Here is an 18654-nt window from a genome sequence, read left to right on the forward strand (position 1 = left end):
TCATTGCCTGAGCTGGACAGACACCCGGCGGCGGATGGCCTCCCCGACCTGCCTGCCGGCCAGACGCTGGGCGTCGCGGCTCGCGGTCTGGGTCGAAAATTCGTCATCGACGACGTTGAACGGCGCGCTGCGCGTCACGCTGCCCCGGCCGATCACCGTGCGCTCGATATCGTTGAGCGTCAGCACGTAACTGGCGGTGATGATGACGTTGATCCGGGAGACGGTCTCGTCGGCCTGGATGCCAAGGCTCTCACGCACTTCGCTCACGGACAGCGTCAGGATGTAGTCGGCATCGGCATTGCGGTCCGGCGCGCCCAGCTCGTCCAGCAGCGCATTGCGCACGGCCTGGCCGGTGTGGGACTTGATCGGCACGACGTAGACGTTCTGCAGCCGCTCGGCCAACCCGCCGGACGGCTTGTGCACTGGCTCGAAGCCGCAGCCGGCGGCCAGCAGCGCCAGCGCCAGCCCGAGCGCGGCAAAGGGCCTAGACCACGACATTGACGATCCTGTTCGGCACGACCACCACCTTCTTCGGCGGCTTGCCGTCCATGGCGCGCTGCACGTTCGGCTCGGCCAGCGCGCGGGCCTCGACCTCGGCCTTGTCGGTGTCGCGGGGCAGGTTGATGACCGCCCGCTTCTTGCCCATCACCTGGATGGCGATGTCGACGCTGTCCTCGGTCACCAGCGCCGGATCGGCCTCGGGCCAGGGCGCGTCGACGGCCATGCCGTCCTTGCCCAGCATGGCCCACGCCTCTTCGGCAAAATGGGGCGTCATCGGCGTCATCAGCCGCACCATCGCCTCCACCGCGAAGCGCCGCGCCGCCGGATCCGCCGCGCCCGACTTCTCGATGGCGTTGGCCAGTTCATGCACACGGGCAACGCCGCGGTTGAAGTGGAACTTCTCCAGATCGCCGGTGAAGCCGTCGATGGCGCGGTGCGCCGTCCGCACCAGTTCGCCGTCGCCGGCGGGCGCGCCGGCAGGATCGTTCGCCGCCTGCCGCACCAGGCGCCAGGCGCGCTGCAGGAAGCGCCAGGCTCCGTTCGCGCCCTCGTCGGACCATTCCAGATCGCGGTCCGGCGGGCTGTCGGAGAGCATGAACCATCGCGCGGTGTCCGCGCCGTACTTGTCGATGATGAAGCCCGGATCGACAGTGTTGTTCTTCGACTTCGACATCTTCTCCAGGCTGCCCTCGATCACGCGCTTGCCGCTCTCGATCTGCCGCCAGTTGCCGTCGGGCCCCTTCTCCACATCGACCGGATAGAGCCACTCGCCGCTCTCCAGCCGGTAAGTCCGGTGGATCACCATGCCCTGGGTGAACATGCCCGCGAAGGGCTCGTTCAGGTCGCCATGGCCGGTCGCCCGCATGGCGCGGGTGAAGAAGCGCGAATAGAGCAGGTGCAGGATCGCGTGCTCGATGCCGCCGATATACTGGTCGACCGGCAGCCAGTAGTCGAAATCTCGGTCGCGCACCGGCTCGTCACCGGCGTCGGCGCTGGCGAAGCGGGCGAAGTACCAGGACGAATCGACGAAGGTGTCCATCGTGTCCGTCTCGCGCTCGGCATCCGCGCCGCAGGACGGGCACGCGACCTTCTTCCAGGTCGGGTGATGGTCCAGCGCGTTGCCCGGCTTGTCGAAGGTGACGTCCATCGGCAGTTCGACGGGCAGCTGGCTCTCGGGCACCGGCACCACGCCGCAGGACGGGCAGTGGATCACCGGGATCGGGCAGCCCCAGTAGCGCTGGCGGCTGAGCCCCCAGTCGCGGAGGCGGAAATTGACCGTCCGCGCGCCCTTGTCCGCCGTTTCCATGCGCTCCGCGATGGCGGTCTTGGCTTCCTCGATCCCGAGGCCGTCGAGGAAGTCAGAATTCACGATGCGGCCGTCGCCGACATAGGCCTCGGCGCCGACCTCGAAGGATGCCGGATCGACGTCCCGGGGGCAGACCACCGGGGTCACCGGCAGGCCGTACTTGCGGGCGAAGTCCAGGTCGCGCTGGTCGTGCGCCGGGCAGCCGAAGATCGCGCCGGTGCCGTAATCCATCAGGATGAAGTTGGCGATGTAGACCGGCAGGGTCTTGCCCTCGATAAAGGGGTGCTTCACCGAGAGGCCCGTGTCGTAGCCGCGCTTTTCGGCACGCTCCAGCTCCTCCTCCGAGGTGCCCATGCGGCGGCATTCCTCGATGAAGGCGGTGGCTTCCGGATTGCCCTCGGCCACGGCCTGGGCCAGCGGATGCTCGGCCGAGACGGCCATGAAGCTGGCGCCGAAGATGGTGTCGGGCCGCGTGGTGTAGACGGTGAGCCCTTCGGCCGGCCCCTCGCCCGCGAAATCGAAGGTCATGCGCAGACCGGTCGAGCGGCCGATCCACTGGGTCTGCATGGCCCGCACGCGGTCCGGCCAGCGCTCCATCGACGGCTTCGACAGCTCGGCGAGCAGGTCCTCGGCATAGGCGGTGATGCGGAAGAACCACTGGGTCAGCTTGCGCTTCTCGACCGTCGCGCCCGAGCGCCAGCCCTTGCCGTCGATCACCTGCTCGTTGGCCAGCACGGTATGGTCCACCGGGTCCCAGTTGACCCAGCTCTCCCGGCGGTACACCAGGTCCTTCGCCAGGAAGTCGAGGAACAGCTTCTGTTGATGGCGGTAGTAGCCGGCGTCGCAGGTCGCGAACTCTCGGGACCAGTCGAGGCTGAGGCCCATCGACTTCAGCTCGGCCTTCATGTTGGCGATGTTCTGGTAGGTCCAGTCGGCCGGATGCACCTTCTTGTCGCGCGCCGCGTTCTCGGCCGGCAGACCGAAGGCGTCCCAGCCCATCGGGTGCAGCACGTTGAAGCCGCGGGCCCGCTTGTAGCGCGCCACAACGTCGCCCAGCGTGTAGTTGCGGACATGGCCCATGTGGATGCGCCCCGACGGGTAGGGGAACATCTCCAGGACGTAGTATTTCTCCCGGCCCGGATCGGTTTCGGCCCGGAAACAGTCGGCCTCGTCCCAGGCCTTCTGCCATTTCGGCTCGGCCTCGGCGGGGTTGTAGCGTTCGTTCAGATCGGTCATGGCAGCTGCGGTCGGTAGGGGGTGTGCGGGATCAGGCGGAAGGGCCGGCGTCAGAGCGCGCCGGAGTCCTGACGTAGCACGAGCGCCCGGGCGATGATGGAATCGATCATGTTGCGGCTGACCTCGGGCGACGACGGCGCATCGAACCACTGACCGGCGCTGTTGAGCTCCTGGCGGAAGACATCGATGCTGATCGCCTCGGCCCGGAGGGCTCGTGATGAAAATGCCACGTCGAGCCGGAATCTCTCCAGCGGCGCGCCCGGCGGAATGTACCAGTCGGTGACGATGACGCCCTCCTGATCATCAACTTTCTGGAAGGGCATGAAGCCGACATGTTCCAGCGTCGCCTGCCACATGAACGGGTTGGCCGGCGCGCCGGACTGAGCCGCGACCTGGCCGGCTGTCGTCGCCGGAGGCGTAACCGATTGATTCGCAGACGTTTCCCCTTCGTCATCCGAAAAGGGATTGAGCGAGCTGCACCCGCCCAGCGCCGAGAGCGACAGGAATATGGTCAGAAGCCCGGCCAGCGATCGAAGAGAAAGTGTCAATCCAACGGTCCTCACATGGTGTGACGCGCCCGTTTCTATCCCTTCGACCCGGTGCACACAACCGCGTAACCGGCTCGATTCTCCCATTGATCTGACGAGCGACACGCACTTAATAACGCTTTGGTAGTGTCTGCGCGTGAAGCTTTGGGGGACGATGAACGTTCGCTGGCATATCCCTGCCGCCTTGATGGCTCTAACGGCTTTCCTTTCGCCAGTACAGGCGGATGAAGGAAAGCTGCGTCTGAACTTCGAGCAGGCGCCGGCGGCGACTCTGGATGGCCGGCAGGGCGGTCTGACCGTCGATGAACTGCTATCGGTCACCCCGCGCTCCAAGAGCCTGAACATCGATACCGACAATGTCGGGCCGTCGGGCCGCGACCTGCCGCAGGTGCGGCTGGGCTATGACGACGAGGCCTTCGGCGTCGAGTACCGGCTGTTCACGAATATCGGCGGCGACACGGACCGCACCGGCATTTCCGGCCTCGGATCGCGCGGCCTGGGCCGCGGCATCTCTCTGAACGACGATCTCTCGCTGTCGGACGCCGCGGGCGACGATGGCGGCCTTCTGCAGATCGGCGGCCGGCTCGGCTATGGAGGTTTCTCCGTGGGCGCGGATTTCGGGCGGGAAAGCCGTCTGCGCGACCAGGCCGAATACCGCGACTATCGCCTCGACCTGTCCTATGGCGGCCAAAACTGGCGCGTCGGCATGCAGTACATGCGCTCGCTGCAGTCCCGCGAGGAGAGCCTTCTGGGTGTGGCCGACGCGCTTGAATTCGGCGGCGTCTACAACCTGAACCGCTCGATCGACCTGGTCGGCGGCGTGCAGTTCTGGGACCAGCAGAACCTGTCGGATCTGGACGAGCAGTCCCGCGACGCGCTCATCTTCGTCGGCACCCGCATCCAGTTCTGATCCGGGTCAGACGAGTTTCCTGAGCTCGGTCTTCAGCACCTTCCCGTAATTGTTCTTCGGCAGCGCCTCGACGAAGCGGTAGTCCTTCGGCCGCTTGAAGCGCGCGATGTTGTCGAGGCAGAGCCGGTCGAGTTCGCCCGGCTCCGGCGACGCGTCCGCCGCCACGATGAAGGCCACGACCTCCTCGCCCCAGTCCGGGTGCGGGCGGCCGACGACCGAGGCCTCGGCGACCAGCGGATGACGCAGCAGCACTTCCTCGATCTCGCGCGGATAGATGTTCGTGCCCCCGGAAATGATCATGTCCTTGGAGCGGTCCTTCAGCGTCAGGAACCCGTCCTCATCGAAGCTGCCCATGTCGCCGGTGTGCAGCCAGCCGCCCTTCAGCGTCTCGGCGGTGGCGTCGGGGCGGTCGAGATAGCCCTGCATGACCACGGGGCCGCGCACCGCCACCTCTCCGATCTCGCCGGCCGGCAGGGGATTGTCCGTCTCGTCGACCACGCGGACCTCGACATCGGTGCGGGCGACGCCGACCGAGCCCAGCCGCTCGGCATAGCGCGGATGATCCGTCATCCGGTGCATCTCCCGGCTCAATCCGGTGATGGTCATCGGCGCCTCGCCCTGGCCGTAGATCTGCACGAACTTCTGGCCCATCAGCTCCATCGCGCGGGAGATGTCGGCGACATACATCGGCCCGCCGCCATAGACGATGGTCTTCAGGTTCGAGGTATCGGCGTCGCCGGTGCGCGGGTCGTTGATCAGCCGGTGCACCATGGTCGGCGCGAAGAAGAAGCTGGCGTCGCGCCAGCGCGCGATCAGCCGGAGCGTTTCCGCCGGATCGAAGCCGCCCGATTCGGGCGTCACGTTCACCGACGCCCGGGCGACATGCGGCAGGGCGTAGAGCCCCGAGCCATGGGACATCGGCGCGGCATGGATCAGCGCCTCACCCGTGCCCAGCGCATCGACGTCGGCGAAATAGTTGAGCGTCATCAGCAGCAGGTTGCGGTGGCTCAGCATCGCGCCCTTGGGCTGACCCGTCGTGCCGGAGGTGTAGAAGATCCAGCCCAGTCCCGATCCGTCGTCCGGAATCGGCGCCGCCATCCCCTCGCCACCGCGCAGGCGGCGGTGATCGGCGCTGCCGCAGACGATGACCGCCGGCGGGCTCTCCAGTCCGGCGCAGGCATCGGCCACCGCCTCGGCCAGATCGGGCGAGACCAGCGCGGCGCGGGCCTTCGAGTTGGCGAGGATGTATTCGAACTCGCGCGGGTGCAGCTTGGCGTTCACCGGCACCGCCGTCAGCCCGGCCCACCAGACACCGTAGAGGCCTTCCAGGTAGTCCGGCCCGTTCTTCTGGATCAGCGCCACGCGGTCACCGGGCGCGAGGCCGAGCGCATCCCGCAGACCGCGGGCCAGCCGCGACGCGCCGCCGGCCAGATCGCGGTAGCTGGCGGTCACGTTTTCGCCCACGGCGACCGCCGGCAGATCGCCATGCAGCTTCGCGGACCGGTACAGATGTTCGGCCATGTTCATGCGGCGCTCCTCCCCGCGCCGATTCTGGACGCTGCCGCATGCCGCAGGCAATGGGCTTGACCGGCGGCGGGCCGGACGGGACAAAGCGGCATGGAAGAAATCCGGACGCGCGTCCTCATCGTCGGTGGCGGCATGGTCGGCCAGAGCCTCGGGCTTGCGCTGGCCCATTACGGCATCGACAGCGTCGTGGTCGACCGGGAAAGCCCGGAGATCATGGTGGAGCCGCCTTTCGACGGGCGCGCCTCGGCCATCGCCGCGGCCAGTTGGCGGATGCTGCAGCGTCTCGGTGTGGCCGAGCATATCCGCGATGTGCAGCCGATCGAGGACATCCGCGTCTCCGACGGCGCATCGCCGCTGTTCCTGCATTACGACCACCGCGATCTGGGCGACGAGCCGCTCGGCCAGATGGTGGAGAACCGCTACACGCGCACCGCCCTGCTGGACGCCATCGCGGCGAACCCGCTGGTGCGGCTGGTCGCGCCGGCCAGCGTCGGCCGCGTCCGGCGCGGCGAGGCGGGGGTGGAGGCCAGCCTGAGCGACGGCACGGTGATCCGCGCCGAACTCTGCGCCGCGGCCGACGGACGCCAGTCACGGCTGCGCGCCGAGGCCGGCATCGATACGGTCGAGCACCGCTACGGACAGGACGGCATCGTCTGCACCATCGCCCACGAACTGCCGCATGACGCCATAGCCCATGAGCGTTTCCTGCCCGCGGGCCCCTTCGCCATCCTGCCCCTGACCGGCAACCGCTCGTCGCTGGTCTGGACCGAGCGCAGCGATCTGGCGCCGGCCTTCATGGAACTCGGCGACGCCGACTTCGTTGCCGAGATCCAGCGCCGTGTCGGCGGTTTTCTGGGCGGGCTCGAGGTCGTCGGACCGCGCTTCCGCTACCCGCTGACGCTGGTGCTGGCGAAGAGTTTCCGCGCGCGCCGCATGGTGCTGGTCGGCGACGCGGCGCACGGCATCCATCCCATCGCGGGCCAGGGCTTCAACCTGGGCCTCCGCGATGTGGCCGCGCTGGCCGAGGTGCTGGGCGAGGCCGCACCGCTGGGCCTCGATCCCGGCACGGACGCCGTGCTGGAGCGCTACGAGCAGTGGCGGCGGACGGACTCGCTGGTGCTGTCGGCGGTGACCGACGGCCTCAACCGGCTGTTCTCCAATGACGCCGTGCCGGTGAAGATCGCGCGCGACCTCGGGCTCGGCGCCGTCAACCGGGTGAAGCCGCTGAAGAAGTTCTTCATGCGCCACGCCATGGGCGACGTCGGCGACCGGCCCGAACTGCTCAGGCCCTGACGATCAGGGGAAGAGCGGCGCCTGCTCCAGGCCCGTGATCTCGGAGAGGCCGAACATGAGGTTCATGTTCTGGATCGCCTCGCCCGACGAGCCCTTCACCAGGTTGTCGATCACCGCGACCACGATGGCGCGGCCCGGGATACGGTCCCGGAAAAGCCCGACCAGGCAGTAGTTCGAGCCGCGCACATGCCGCGTCGCCGGATGCACGCCTTCCGGCACCAGGCTGACGAAGGGCTCCTGCGCGAACCGCGCCTCGAAGGTGTTGCGCAGGTCGGAGATCGTCGCGCCGCCGGTCATGCGGACATAGCAGGTGCAGAGCTCGCCCCGGTTCATCGGCATCAGGTGCGGGGTGAAGTTCACATAGGCCTCGGCCCCGCCGGCGTGCTTGGAGACCTCCTGTTCGATCTCCGGCGCGTGCCGGTGCGTGGCGACCGAATAGGGCGCGATGCCCTCGCCGGCCTCACAGAACAGCAGGTTCTCCTTCAGGCCGCGGCCCGCGCCGGACACGCCCGACTTGGCATCGACGATGATATCGGTGATGTCGATCTGACCGGCCTCGACCAGCGGCAGCAGGCCGAGCAGCGCCGCCGTCGGATAGCAGCCGGGATTGGCCACCAGCCGCGTGTTCACCACGCGGTCGCGGTAGTATTCCGGCAGGCCGTAGACCGCCATCGGCTGGATGTCGGTCGCATAGTGCTCGTGGCCGTACCATTCGGCGTAGGTGTCGACGTCGTCCAGCCGGAAATCGGCCGAGAGGTCCACCACCCGGATGGTGTCGTTCTCGGTCAGGATCTGCTTGACGATGTTCTGCGTGGTGCCGTGCGGCAGGCAGCAGAAGACGACGTCGACCTCGACCGCGCTCCAGGCGATCTCCTCGACCGAGATCAGCGGCGGCAGTTCCAGGCCGAACAGATGCGGGAAGACCTCGTCCATCTGCTTGCCCGAGTGGCGGTCGGCGGTCATGAACGCGATTTCGGTGCAGGGATGTCGGACCAGCAGTCGAACCAGATCGCCGCCGGTGTAACCGCTGGCGCCCAGAATGCCGACCCTGATCTTCTTCTCCACCGTCTCGTCCATCGTCCTCACTCCATTCGGGCGGACCATTCCGCCGCGGCGGACAAATAGTGCAATTCGGCGCGCGTGGAAACCGGCGGCGTGTGACGCCGATCCGGAATCGGTTGCTGCGAAACGCCGGCGGATGTGGTCTGCTATGGCCAGATCAGGGCCGCCGCGGACCGAAGTGGCGGGGGTGTCACGGGGAATTGGGGGATTTCATCATGGCCAATTATCAGCCGCTGTTTCCGCTCGGCGAAGACAAGACCACCTACCGCAAGCTCGACGTCGGCGGCGTCAAGCGCGAGAAGCTGGGCGGGCGCGACTTCACCGTCGTGCAGCCGGACGCCATTGCCGACCTGGCGGAAACCGCCTTCAGCGATATCAGTCACCTTTTCCGCAAGGCGCATCTGGAGCAACTCCGCTCGATCCTCGACGATCCGGACGCCTCGGCGAACGACAAGTTCGTGGCGCTGGAGCTGCTGAAGAACGCCAACATCTCGGCGGCGATGGAATATCCGTCCTGCCAGGACACCGGCACCGCCATCGTCTCCGGCAAGAAGGGCCAGTACGTGCTGGTCGAGGGCGATGACGGCGCGGCGCTGTCCGAGGGCGTGCAGCGCACCTGGACCAGCCGCAACCTGCGCTACAGCCAGATGGCCCCGATCTCGATGTTCGAGGAGAAGAACACCGGCACCAACCTGCCGGCGCAGATCGACATCGAGGCCGTGGGCGGCGACGCCTACAAGTTCCTGTTCATCGCCAAGGGCGGCGGTTCGGCCAACAAGACCTTCCTGTTCCAGCAGACCCGCCGGGTGCTGGATCCGGAGCGGCTGATGGTCTTCTTCCGCGACGAGTTGCCGAAGCTGGGCACCGCGGCCTGCCCGCCCTACCACCTCGCCGTGGTCATCGGCGGCATGTCGGCGGAGCAGAATCTGAAGACCGTGAAGATGGCGTCGACCAAGTATTACGACGACCTGCCGACCTCGGGCTCCGAGAGCGGCCACGCCTTCCGCGACATCGCGCTGGAGCAGGAGATCCACAAGCTGACCCAGAGTCTGGGTATCGGCGCGCAGTTCGGCGGCAAGTATTTCTGCCATGACGTCCGCGTCGTCCGTCTGCCGCGCCACGGCGCGTCCCTGCCCATCGGCATCGGCGTCTCCTGCTCGGCCGACCGGCAGGCCAAGGCCAAGATCACCGGCGACGGCGTCTTCATGGAAGAACTGGTCCGCGACCCGTCCGTCTACCTGCCGGAGACCGAGGTCAGCGCCGGCGACGCGGTGAATATCGACCTGAACCTGCCGATGCAGGAGATCCGCAACATCCTGACGAAGCTGCCGGTGGAAACCCCGGTGCTGCTGTCGGGCACCATGGTCGTGGCGCGCGACATCGTGCATGCCGAGCTGTCGAAGCGGCTCGCCAGCGGCCAGCCGCTGCCCGACTACTTCAAGAACCACCCGATCTACTACGCCGGCCCGGCCAAGACGCCGGAAGGCCGCGCCTCGGGCTCCTTCGGCCCGACCACGGCCGCCCGTATGGACCCCTACGTGCCCGAATTCCAGGCCGTCGGCGGCTCCATGGTCTCGATCGCCAAGGGCAACCGCTCCAAGCAGGTGGTCGAAAGCTGCAAGGCCAATGGCGGCTTCTATCTGGGCTCCATCGGCGGTGCGGCTGCCCGCGTCGGCCAGGACGAGATCACCAATGTCGAGGTCATGGACTTCGAGCATCTGGGCATGGAAGCGGTCTGGAAGATCGAGGTGCAGAACTTCCCGGCCTTCGTTGTCATCGACGACAAGGGCAACGACTTCTTCGACTTCAACCGCAAGCGCGAAGCCGACGCGTAGCTCATCTGCCGCCCCCGGGCCTGACCCGGGGGCCTCTGATCGCAACCCGCTGGCGTCCGGCCCGGTTTCACCCTGAGGTCCGCGGGTCGTGCCCGCGGACAGCAAGTGTGAGACAAGCGCACCCGAACCATCCGACCCGAATGAAGCATTCGCATCCCTTCGGGCTTGTGCGCCGGGCGGGCTGAGGATATCCGAACGCCCATGACGCCCGCCGCCTTCATCGACCGGATCGGCGCCTGGCCGGCGGCCCTCCGCTACGGCCTGCTGACGGTCATCGCGCTGCTGCTGTTCCTGCCGGGCTTTACCTCGATCCCGCCCGTGGACCGCGACGAAAGCCGCTTCGCCCAGGCGACCAAGCAGATGGTCCAGTCGGGCGACTATGTCGATATCCGCATGCAGGACGCGCCGCGGCACAAGAAGCCTGCGGGCATCTACTGGCTGCAGGCGGTCTCCGTCCACGTCACCGGCGCGGTCGACGCGATCTGGGCCTACCGCATCCCGTCGCTGATTGGCGCCATCGCCGCCGTGCTGCTGACGGCGGCCATCGGCGGCATGCTGTTCCATCCGGGCGTCGGGTTCGGCGCGGGCGTGATCATGGCGTCGTCAGTGCTGCTGAACGTCGAGGCGCGGACCGCGAAGACCGATGCCATGCTGCTCGCGGCGACGCTGGCGGCGCTGGCGCTGATGCTGCGGGTGATCCAGGACCGCCGGCACGGCCGCGCCAACGCCTGGGGCTTCTGGGCCGCGCTGGGCTTCGGCTTCCTGATCAAGGGACCGATCCCATTCCTGCCCGTCGCCGGGCTGGGCATCGCCGAGAGCTGGCGGCGGCGGAGCCTGGGCTGGCTGGCGGCGCTGAAGCCGCTGACCGGCGTGCTGGTCTTCATCGCCGTCGCCGCGCCCTGGTTCATCGCCATCACCATCGTCTCCGACGGCGGCTTCTTCGCCGAATCCGTCGGCAAGGACATGGTCGCCAAGGTCGCCAGCGGGCAGGAAAGCCATGGCGCGCCGCCGGGCCTCTACCTGGCGCTGGCCACGCTGACCTTCTGGCCGTTCTCGCTGCTCGGCCTGATCGCCCTGCCCTGGATCTGGCGCAGCCGCGCCGACGGACGGGTCCTGCTTCTGCTCGGCTGGGCGCTGCTGACCTGGATCGTCTTCGCGCTGACGCCGACCAAGCTGGCCCACTACGTCCTGCCGGCCTATCCGGCGCTGGCGATTCTGGCCGTGGCGGCGCTGAACGACGTCGATCCCGGCGGCGCGCGCTGGTGGCGCTGGATCGCCTTCACGCTCTGGGGGCTGGTGACGCTGGCGCTGGCAGCCGCCATGCCGGTGCTGGTCATCGGGCTGGGGCAGCACCTGTTCGATCCCTGGTGGTTCTCCGGCGTGATCCTGCTGCCCGCGATTTTCGCCGGCGCGAGGCTGGCGCTGGCCCGCCGCGCCGCCGCATGGCAGCTGGTGGCGATCCTGCTGTGCGCTGGCATCTTCTCGGGCATCGTCTTCGGGCGGTTCCTGCCGGGCCTGACGCCGGTCTTCGTCTCGCCGCGGATCGCCGAGTTCCTGCCCGAGCGGCCCGGCTGCGAGCGCCCCTTCCTGGCCAGCGCCGGGTTCAGCGAGCCGAGCCTTGTCTTCCTGACCGAGACCCGCACCGAACTCACCGGCGGGGCGGGCGCGGCGCAGCATCTGGCCGCACACCCCGATTGCGGCGTGGCCGCGGTGGAGCAGCGCCAGCTTCAGGCCTTCCTTGACCGGGTGGCGGCAAGCGGCCAGAAGGTGCTGGCCGTGGGAGCGGTCGAGGGATTCAACTATGCCAGAGGCAAGCGGGTGCTGATCACGCTCTACATCGCCAGGCCGGAGCCATGAGCCGCAATCCCCTTGCGGAGGCGGCGCAGCGGCGGCTTCAGGAGACCGGGGACCGCTACCTGACGCGCTGGCAGATCGCCGCCTACGAGGCGATCCTGATCTCGGCGGTCGTCGGCTCGGCCTGGTTCGATCTCTGGCTGTCCGAGACCATGGTGCAGTCCGGCAGTGCGCTGGTCGGTTTCTTCCGCGTCTTCGAGGACATGGGCGACAGCAAGTGGTTCCTGGTCACGGCGAGCTGCTGGATGCTGGCCTGCCTGATGGGGCTGCGTCTGGCCGCCTCGCCGGATGTCCGTCTGAAACTGCGCTGGCTGGTCCGCGGGCAGGCCTACCTGATCGCCTCGGTCGCCGTTTCGGGGATCATCTCGAACCTGTTCAAGTGGTTGTTCGGCAGGGCGCGCCCGGCCCATCTCGACGAAGGGCTGAGCGCCGACTGGCGGATGTTCCAGTCCGACTGGGGCATGCAGTCCTATCCGTCCGGCCACGCGACGACGCTGTTCGCGGCGGCCTTCGCGCTGTCGGTGCTGTTCCCGCGCTTCCGCCTCGTCTTCTTCGGCCTGGCCATCGCCGGGGCGATCGGGCGCGTGGCCTGGGGCGCGCATTTCCTTTCCGATGTCATCGCAGGCGCAGCCCTGGGCGCCTTCACAGCCTGGTGGCTGAAGGGCTATCTCGCCCGCCGCGATGCGGCCGTCGGCCCGTATCCGGCATGAGCGGTCCCGTGAACGGTCTGACGCGGATGCGCGACATCTGCATCACGGCGGCGCTGGCGCTGGCGCCGATCGCGATCTTCTTTCCCCTGGACGCCTGGGTCGCGGGCCTGTTCTACGAGGGCGGCGGCAGCTTCTGGCTGACCGAGAGCTGGGTCGGCGACGCCTTTCACGACGTGCTGCGGCCCGCCTTCTACTGGGTGCTGATCGCCCTGGTGCTGCTGCTGGCGTTCCGGTCGGCCCGCATGAAGGCGCATGTGCGGCTGACTGTCCGGCGGGTGATCTATGTCGCCGCCGTGCTCGGCATCGGCCTGGGTCTCGTGACCAACCTGATCCTGAAGGACCAGTTCGACCGGCCCCGGCCGCTGCACACGGTCGAGTATGGCGGGACGAAGGCCTACCAGCCGCCGATCCTGCCGGCGAAGGGCTGCGAGCGGAACTGCTCCTTCGTGTCGGGCGACGCCGCCGCCGGATTTGCCATGGTCGCATTGCCCATCGCTTTCGCCAGCGGCCGGCGACGCCGGAAGCTGATTCGCGCGGCGCTCTGGTTCGGCGTCGCCGTGGGCTCGCTCCGCATGCTCAACGGCTCGCACTACTTCTTCGACGTGATCTATGCCGGGCTGATCAATGTCGGCCTCGCCGCCGCGCTCTACGTGCCGATCCTGAAGCTGGACCGGCGGCGCCTGAAGGCCGCGGGCGAGACCGTCGGGAACTGGGGCCGGTCGCTGGGGCCGGCGCTGGGGCGGGTGTGGAACTGGCTCCGCTACCCGCGCTGATGCACTGCACAAAACCCGGTTGCTCTCTGGCGGTCTGCGCAATAATGTTGCGCCGGACACGGGTGGGGCTTTCCATAACATGCAGCGCGTAAAACTCGACGACATCGACCGGCGCATCCTCGACGACCTCCAGACGGACGGGCGGATGACCAATGTCGAACTGGCGCGGCGCGTCGGCATCTCTGCGCCGCCCTGCCTGCGCCGGGTCCGGGCGCTGGAAGACGCCGGCTACATCCGCGGCTATCACGCCGATCTGGCGCCCGAACTTCTTGGTTTCGGTGTCACCGTCTTCGCCATGGTCGGTCTGGAGAATCAGGCCGAGGGCGACCTGAAGGCCTTCGAGGAGCGGGTGCGGAACTGGCCGCTGGTGCGCGAGTGCACCATGCTGGCGGGCGAGATCGACTTCATCCTGAAGGTCGTCGCGAAGGACTGGGAAGCCTACCAGCACTTCCTGACAACCCAGCTGACCGCCGCGCCCAACGTCAGCCACGTGAAGACGTCGCTGGGTATCCGCCAGTCCAAGTATCAGCCCGGCGTGCCGGTTGAACTGGCCGAGGCCGAGCACGGCTGAGGCGTCAGCCGGCCCTCTCGAGCATCGCCCTGAGCAGAACGTTGCCGCCGGCGTGAATCCATTCGGGCTTCGCGTCCTCGACCTCGTTGTGGCTGATGCCGTCGATGCAGGGGATGAAGATCATCGAGGTCGGCGCCACGCGGGCGATGTTGCAGGCGTCGTGCCCCGCGCCGGAGACGATGCGCCGCGAAGAATAGCCGATGTCGTCGGCGCCCTTCTGCACCGAGGCCACGCAGGCCTCGTCGAAGGGCAGCGGCTCCAGATCCATGATCTGCTTCACGCCGATCTCGACGCGGGACCGCTCGGCAATCTCGGCGACGCCGGCGCGCATGGTCTGGTCCATGGTCGCCAGCGCGGTCGGGTCCGGATGGCGGAAGTCGATGGTCATGAAGACCCGGCCCGGGATCACGTTGCGGCTGTTGGGATGGACGTTCAGCATGCCGACTGTGGCGCAGGCGCCCGGCGCATGGGCCAGCCCGATCTGATTGACCAGTTCGACCACCCGCGAGGCCCCCAGCAGCGCGTCGCGGCGCACCGGCATCGGCGTCGGGCCGGCATGGCTCTCCTGTCCCTCGATCTCTAGCTCGTACCATTTCTGGCCCTGCGCGCCGGTGACGACGCCGATTGTGATGCCTTCGTCCTCCAGGATCGGGCCCTGTTCGATATGGGTCTCGAAGAAGGCGTGGATTTCCTGCCCGCCGCAGTCGCTGTCGCCGGCATAGCCGATGCGTTCCAGTTCCTCGCCGATGGTCTTGCCGTCCTCGTCGGCGCAGGCCAGGCCGAAGTCGAGATCGTAGACCCCGGCGAAGACGGCCGAGGCGATCATCGACGGCGCGAAACGGCTGCCTTCCTCGTTGGTCCAGACCGCGACCTCGACCGGGCGTTCGGTCTCGATGTTCATGTCGTTGAGGCTGCGCACCACTTCCAGCCCGGCCAGCACCCCGTAGACGCCGTCGAAGCGTCCGCCGGTCGGCTGGGTGTCGAGATGGCTGCCGGTCATCACCGGGGCGAGGCTGTCGTCGCGGCCCGGGCGGCGGGCGAAGATGTTGCCCATCCGGTCGATGCGGATCGAGCAGCCGGCCTCCTCGCACCAGCGGACGAACAGGTCGCGGCCCTCCCGGTCCAGATCGGTCAGCGCCAGCCGGCAATTGCCGCCCTTTTCGGTCGCGCCGATCTTCGCCATCTCCATCAGGCTGTCCCAGAGCCGGTCGCCATTGATGGTGAGATTGTGTCCTTCGGCCATGCCAGCCTCCTGTCGCTGTTCCGGTCCGAGCGTATCGCTGGTCGCGGGTGAAACAAGCCCTGCCGGTTTCCGGCGCACCGATTGCCGGGCCACGGCCCTAATCTCGGTGCATTCTGGGGTTCATGGGGTGGCTATCATGGACAGTGGTTTTCCGAATGCAGTGCTTTCCGACGAACTGACGGGCCAGCTCAGGCGGGTCGCCGAACGGCGCAACCTGACCGCGGCGCTGCCCAACGCGGCCTATGTCGACCCGGGATTCGACCGCGCCGAGCGCGACGCCATCTGGCGCGGCGGCTGGATCGCCATCGGCTTCGAGGCCGATGTGCCGCGCAAGGGGTCGATGATGCCGGTCGACGTTGCCGGACTCCCGCTGCTGATGGTCCGCGACAGGGCGGGCGGGCTGCGGGTCTTTCACAATGTCTGCCGTCATCGTGGGCTGAAACTCGTCGACAGGCCCGGACGTACCGGTTCGGTGATCCGCTGCCCCTATCACGCCTGGTGCTACAGGCTGGATGGCGCGCTGGACCGCACGCCCCACGCCGGCGGCGTCGGCATCGACCGCCACGAGGCCGTCGTGAACGACGATCTGGGTCTGGTCGAGATCCGCTCGGCGGTCTGGTTCGGCGTGGTCTTCGCCGATCTGAGCGGCGCGGCGCCCGAGATCGGCGACGCCTTTGCGGAGATGTCGGCGCGCTGGCGCGATTTCGGCGGCGCAGCCTTTCTGGGCGGCGGCGGCGACAGCACCTTCGAGCTGACGGTGAACTGCAACTGGAAGCTGGCGGTCGAGAACTATCTGGAGAGCTATCACCTGCCGTCGATCCATCCGGGCCTGAACAGCTATTCGCGGATCGAGGATCACGAACTGATTCATGGCGGCGCGGGCCATGCCGGCCAGATCAGCCTGGTCTACAGTCCGGCGCTGGACCCGGAGAACCGCGGCTTCCCCAAGGTGGAGGGGCTGTCCGACTACTGGCGGACCCGGGCCGAATACATCGCCGTCTACCCCAACCTGCTCTACGCCATCCATGCCGACCACTGGTACGGCATCCTGCTGATCCCGCAGGGGCAGGAACGGACGCTGGAGCGGGTGCGGATCGGCTACTTCACCGAGGAGGCGGCAGCGGGCGCGTCCTTCGCCGGCCTGCGCGAGGCCAACACGCGGCTCTGGCGCGGCGTCTTCGAGGAAGACATCGACCCGGTCCAGCGCATGCAGGCCGGGCGGCATTCGCCCGCCTTCGACGGCGGCGTGCTCACCCCGGTGCTGGAGGCCACCACCCGCGACTTCCACGCCTGGACTGCGGAGAAGCTGCTGGGGGCGTAACCGAAACCGCGCTGCGTGGTGTGATCCCGGGACACCCCGGGATCACGGGTCCGGCCGGCACGCATCGCGGCTGCGGCATATCCGGCAAGGGCTGAGCCGCCCGCCTGGCCGACCCAGCCCGCATTGCTCCGGTATCGGGCAACGCACCCAGGCGGGCGGTTTCCGAACCGCTCCCACCCCCACCCAACCCTCCCCCTCCGAGGGGGAGGGCCTTCCAAGTCAGCGGCAAGGGCTGTTCACGCCGCCGCGCGGCCGTCGGCGAGGCGTTCGAAGAGCGCCCACTTGTCGGCGGGGGTCATGTCCTGCGCCGCGGCGGCCATCAGGATCTCGCGCAGTTCCGCCTCCAGCGAGCGGCCCTGCAGCCGCGCCCGGCGCTTGAGCTGCGCCATTACCTGATCGTCCAGCCTGCGGATCGTCACCGTCGCCATCGTCTCTCTCCTTCGCTTTTGGGGCGGAACAGCATTTGATCGAATGATCAACTGCTGTTCCAAGAAACGCAGAAGCCTGCGCGAGCTGCGAAACCCCGTTTGATCGTGCTTCGATCAAACGGGGTTTCGCTCTAAAACAGTCCGTGCATGAACCAGCGGGGGGCCGCGCCATCGGCGCCGTAGAGCCCTTCCCGGTAGAGCCAGAAGCCGCGCCCCTCGGCGCATTCGACGCGGAAATAGTCGCGGGTCGCCGCCGCCTCGCGTTCGGGTGCAGCCATCTCCCGCCACCATTCCGGCGCGATCCGCTCCGGTCCCTCGGCGGCGGCGACGCGGTGTGTCATGCGCCGCCAGCGGAACTGCCGGGGCGGGTGGTCCGGGGTCTCGGCCACCGCCTCCACCGGTTCGGGCCGGGCCAGCAGCCGCGGCGGCCGCAGCGCGATCCGGGGCCAGCTTTCCACCCTGAGCGCCGCATCGGGCAGGGCGCGGGTCTCGGCGCGTTCGGGGATGTGGCTGTCGGCGGGTTTCAGCACCGCCACGCTGTCCGGGCCGAGACGGTTGCGCAGCCGGTCCACCAGCCGCGTGATCTGGTCGGGGCTGACGCGCTGGCGGTCCAGGCGGGGTTCGACGGCGGCCAGCGGCGCGGTGCGCGGCGCGGCCAGGATCAGGGCGTCGATGCCGAAGCCGGGGTCCAGCCCCTCCAGCTTCTCCGCGAACAGGCGTTCCCAGTGGGCGGCGTCGCGCATCGCACGGGCGCAGCGGACGCTGAGCACCGAGACCCCGCCATCGGCCAGATAGGCGGCGAGGTCGAGCCGGTCGGCGCCGCGCCGTTCCTGCGCCAGCCAGCGGGCCAGCCGCTCGATCAGCCGTCCGGCGGCCAGCGCGATATCTTCGGGCTTGCCGATGGGTTCGCCGAAATCGAGCCGCACGCGGAATTCCGGGCTGGGCAGCATGGGCGAGATCGGATCGCCGCTTCGCCCCAGCGCCTTGTCGAGACGCCTGAGCGCTTCGGTGCCGAAGCGGCGGCTCAAATTCTGCCGCGGCATGCGGTAGAGCTCGCCGATCCGCTTCACGCCCAGCCGCATCAGCCCCTCCACCGTTTCCGGTTCCAGGCGGAGCGCGGTCACGGGCAGCGGCGCCAGCTTCACCATGGCGCCGCCGGGCGGGGCGATGCGGCCGGCCGGATCGTCGCCGCCGAAGCGGGCCAGCGCCCAGGCCGCCGCCGGCGTGTCGGCCAGCCCGGCGCGGACCGTGATGCCGGCGCGGCCGAGACGGCTGCGGATGTCGTCCAGCAGCGCCACCTCGCCGCCGAAGAGATGGTCGCAGCCGCTGGATTCGACGATCACCCCGTCCGCGCCATCCACCGCGGTCCAGGGGCTGTAGCGGCCAGCACCAGCGGGTCAGGGTGGCGAGAGCCTCGGCGTCCGCCGCCGGGTCCGCGGGTTCGGTGATCAGCCCGGGCAGCAGCGCGCGGGCATCGGCCAGCGTCATACCCGGCTCGATCCCGGCGCGGCGTGCGGCGGCGGTGGCGGCCTGGAT

General features: G+C 68.3%; 16 protein-coding genes. 8 read left to right on the forward strand and 8 right to left on the reverse strand.

Annotated features, from left to right (window positions below; all coding sequences use genetic code 11):
* From lptE to ACMVY4_RS03085, 3 genes are read right to left on the reverse strand one after another with little or no spacing between them, the layout of a single operon-like run.
* Nucleotides 1-498 (reverse strand): LPS assembly lipoprotein LptE, encoded by a 498-nt coding sequence (gene lptE, locus ACMVY4_RS03075; RefSeq protein ID WP_416898729.1) that lies wholly within the window; start codon nucleotides 496-498, stop codon nucleotides 1-3.
* The gene (leuS, locus tag ACMVY4_RS03080; RefSeq protein WP_416898730.1) at nucleotides 485-3043 is read right to left on the reverse strand and encodes a leucine--tRNA ligase; all 2559 of its coding nucleotides are present in this window, start codon (nucleotides 3041-3043) and stop codon (nucleotides 485-487) included. The genes lptE and leuS overlap by 14 nt, the downstream gene beginning before the upstream one ends.
* 50 nt (nucleotides 3044-3093) lie before the next feature.
* Nucleotides 3094-3606 (reverse strand): DUF3576 domain-containing protein, encoded by a 513-nt coding sequence (locus ACMVY4_RS03085; RefSeq protein WP_416898731.1) that lies wholly within the window; start codon nucleotides 3604-3606, stop codon nucleotides 3094-3096.
* A gap of 172 nt (nucleotides 3607-3778) precedes the next feature.
* On the opposite strand from ACMVY4_RS03085, the gene ACMVY4_RS03090 reads away from it, so the two are divergent.
* Nucleotides 3779-4501 (forward strand): hypothetical protein, encoded by a 723-nt coding sequence (locus tag ACMVY4_RS03090; RefSeq protein WP_416898732.1) that lies wholly within the window; start codon nucleotides 3779-3781, stop codon nucleotides 4499-4501.
* Between the two features lie 6 nt (nucleotides 4502-4507).
* Here the strand turns inward: ACMVY4_RS03090 and ACMVY4_RS03095 are convergent, their stop codons facing one another.
* The gene (locus tag ACMVY4_RS03095) at nucleotides 4508-6028 is read right to left on the reverse strand and encodes an AMP-binding protein (protein WP_416898733.1); all 1521 of its coding nucleotides are present in this window, start codon (nucleotides 6026-6028) and stop codon (nucleotides 4508-4510) included.
* A 90-nt stretch (nucleotides 6029-6118) separates the two neighbouring features.
* Here ACMVY4_RS03095 and ACMVY4_RS03100 point away from each other — a divergent pair, with 90 nt between their 5' ends.
* On the forward strand, nucleotides 6119-7321 hold the full coding sequence (locus ACMVY4_RS03100) for a UbiH/UbiF/VisC/COQ6 family ubiquinone biosynthesis hydroxylase (RefSeq protein ID WP_416898734.1): 1203 nt from the start codon (nucleotides 6119-6121) through the stop codon (nucleotides 7319-7321).
* Nucleotides 7322-7324: 3 nt separating this feature from the next.
* Here ACMVY4_RS03100 and argC read toward each other — a convergent pair whose 3' ends face one another.
* Nucleotides 7325-8398 carry an N-acetyl-gamma-glutamyl-phosphate reductase gene (argC, locus tag ACMVY4_RS03105; protein ID WP_416898735.1) on the reverse strand — a complete coding sequence of 358 codons (1074 nt, stop codon included), beginning with the start codon at nucleotides 8396-8398 and terminating at the stop codon, nucleotides 7325-7327.
* Between the two features lie 200 nt (nucleotides 8399-8598).
* Here argC and ACMVY4_RS03110 point away from each other — a divergent pair, with 200 nt between their 5' ends.
* The 5 genes from ACMVY4_RS03110 to ACMVY4_RS03130 all read left to right on the forward strand — a co-directional run bounded on the left by ACMVY4_RS03110 (nucleotide 8599) and on the right by ACMVY4_RS03130 (nucleotide 14126).
* The gene (locus ACMVY4_RS03110; protein ID WP_416898736.1) at nucleotides 8599-10218 is read left to right on the forward strand and encodes a FumA C-terminus/TtdB family hydratase beta subunit; all 1620 of its coding nucleotides are present in this window, start codon (nucleotides 8599-8601) and stop codon (nucleotides 10216-10218) included.
* A gap of 201 nt (nucleotides 10219-10419) precedes the next feature.
* The gene (locus ACMVY4_RS03115; protein ID WP_416898737.1) at nucleotides 10420-12075 is read left to right on the forward strand and encodes an ArnT family glycosyltransferase; all 1656 of its coding nucleotides are present in this window, start codon (nucleotides 10420-10422) and stop codon (nucleotides 12073-12075) included.
* Nucleotides 12072-12782 (forward strand): phosphatase PAP2 family protein, encoded by a 711-nt coding sequence (locus ACMVY4_RS03120; protein ID WP_416898738.1) that lies wholly within the window; start codon nucleotides 12072-12074, stop codon nucleotides 12780-12782. Before ACMVY4_RS03115 ends, ACMVY4_RS03120 begins: the two co-directional genes overlap by 4 nt.
* Before the next feature lie 8 nt (nucleotides 12783-12790).
* On the forward strand, nucleotides 12791-13555 hold the full coding sequence (locus ACMVY4_RS03125; RefSeq protein WP_416898739.1) for a phosphatase PAP2 family protein: 765 nt from the start codon (nucleotides 12791-12793) through the stop codon (nucleotides 13553-13555).
* A 79-nt stretch (nucleotides 13556-13634) separates the two neighbouring features.
* Nucleotides 13635-14126 (forward strand): Lrp/AsnC family transcriptional regulator, encoded by a 492-nt coding sequence (locus ACMVY4_RS03130; RefSeq protein WP_416898740.1) that lies wholly within the window; start codon nucleotides 13635-13637, stop codon nucleotides 14124-14126.
* A gap of 4 nt (nucleotides 14127-14130) precedes the next feature.
* Here ACMVY4_RS03130 and ACMVY4_RS03135 read toward each other — a convergent pair whose 3' ends face one another.
* Entirely contained in the window at nucleotides 14131-15369 is a 1239-nt protein-coding gene (locus tag ACMVY4_RS03135) for a Zn-dependent hydrolase (RefSeq protein ID WP_416898741.1), read from the reverse strand.
* Nucleotides 15370-15505: 136 nt separating this feature from the next.
* Here ACMVY4_RS03135 and ACMVY4_RS03140 point away from each other — a divergent pair, with 136 nt between their 5' ends.
* Entirely contained in the window at nucleotides 15506-16690 is a 1185-nt protein-coding gene (locus tag ACMVY4_RS03140; protein ID WP_416898742.1) for an aromatic ring-hydroxylating oxygenase subunit alpha, read from the forward strand.
* A 236-nt stretch (nucleotides 16691-16926) separates the two neighbouring features.
* Here ACMVY4_RS03140 and ACMVY4_RS03145 read toward each other — a convergent pair whose 3' ends face one another.
* Both ACMVY4_RS03145 and ACMVY4_RS03150 read right to left on the reverse strand, forming a co-directional pair.
* Nucleotides 16927-17118, reverse strand: a complete 192-nt coding sequence (locus ACMVY4_RS03145) for a FitA-like ribbon-helix-helix domain-containing protein (RefSeq protein WP_416898743.1) — start codon at nucleotides 17116-17118, stop codon at nucleotides 16927-16929.
* 131 nt (nucleotides 17119-17249) lie between these two features.
* The gene (locus ACMVY4_RS03150; protein ID WP_416898744.1) at nucleotides 17250-18461 is read right to left on the reverse strand and encodes a DUF6504 family protein; all 1212 of its coding nucleotides are present in this window, start codon (nucleotides 18459-18461) and stop codon (nucleotides 17250-17252) included.
* Between the last annotated feature and the right edge of the window lie 193 nt (nucleotides 18462-18654).

The sequence above is a fragment of the Minwuia sp. genome, assembly GCF_048007105.1.
Lineage (GTDB): Bacteria > Pseudomonadota > Alphaproteobacteria > Minwuiales > Minwuiaceae > Minwuia.

Coding starts and splice junctions, on each gene's coding strand:
- ACMVY4_RS03090 (WP_416898732.1), top strand. CDS start 3,779: ATGGCTCTAACGGCTTTCCTTTCGCCAGTACAGGCGGATGAAGGAAAG.
- leuS (WP_416898730.1), bottom strand. CDS start 3,043: ATGACCGATCTGAACGAACGCTACAACCCCGCCGAGGCCGAGCCGAAA.
- ACMVY4_RS03140 (WP_416898742.1), top strand. CDS start 15,506: ATGGACAGTGGTTTTCCGAATGCAGTGCTTTCCGACGAACTGACGGGC.
- ACMVY4_RS03115 (WP_416898737.1), top strand. CDS start 10,420: ATGACGCCCGCCGCCTTCATCGACCGGATCGGCGCCTGGCCGGCGGCC.
- ACMVY4_RS03100 (WP_416898734.1), top strand. CDS start 6,119: ATGGAAGAAATCCGGACGCGCGTCCTCATCGTCGGTGGCGGCATGGTC.
- ACMVY4_RS03110 (WP_416898736.1), top strand. CDS start 8,599: ATGGCCAATTATCAGCCGCTGTTTCCGCTCGGCGAAGACAAGACCACC.
- lptE (WP_416898729.1), bottom strand. CDS start 498: ATGTCGTGGTCTAGGCCCTTTGCCGCGCTCGGGCTGGCGCTGGCGCTG.
- ACMVY4_RS03130 (WP_416898740.1), top strand. CDS start 13,635: ATGCAGCGCGTAAAACTCGACGACATCGACCGGCGCATCCTCGACGAC.
- ACMVY4_RS03145 (WP_416898743.1), bottom strand. CDS start 17,118: ATGGCGACGGTGACGATCCGCAGGCTGGACGATCAGGTAATGGCGCAG.
- ACMVY4_RS03135 (WP_416898741.1), bottom strand. CDS start 15,369: ATGGCCGAAGGACACAATCTCACCATCAATGGCGACCGGCTCTGGGAC.
- ACMVY4_RS03120 (WP_416898738.1), top strand. CDS start 12,072: ATGAGCCGCAATCCCCTTGCGGAGGCGGCGCAGCGGCGGCTTCAGGAG.
- argC (WP_416898735.1), bottom strand. CDS start 8,398: ATGGACGAGACGGTGGAGAAGAAGATCAGGGTCGGCATTCTGGGCGCC.
- ACMVY4_RS03095 (WP_416898733.1), bottom strand. CDS start 6,028: ATGAACATGGCCGAACATCTGTACCGGTCCGCGAAGCTGCATGGCGAT.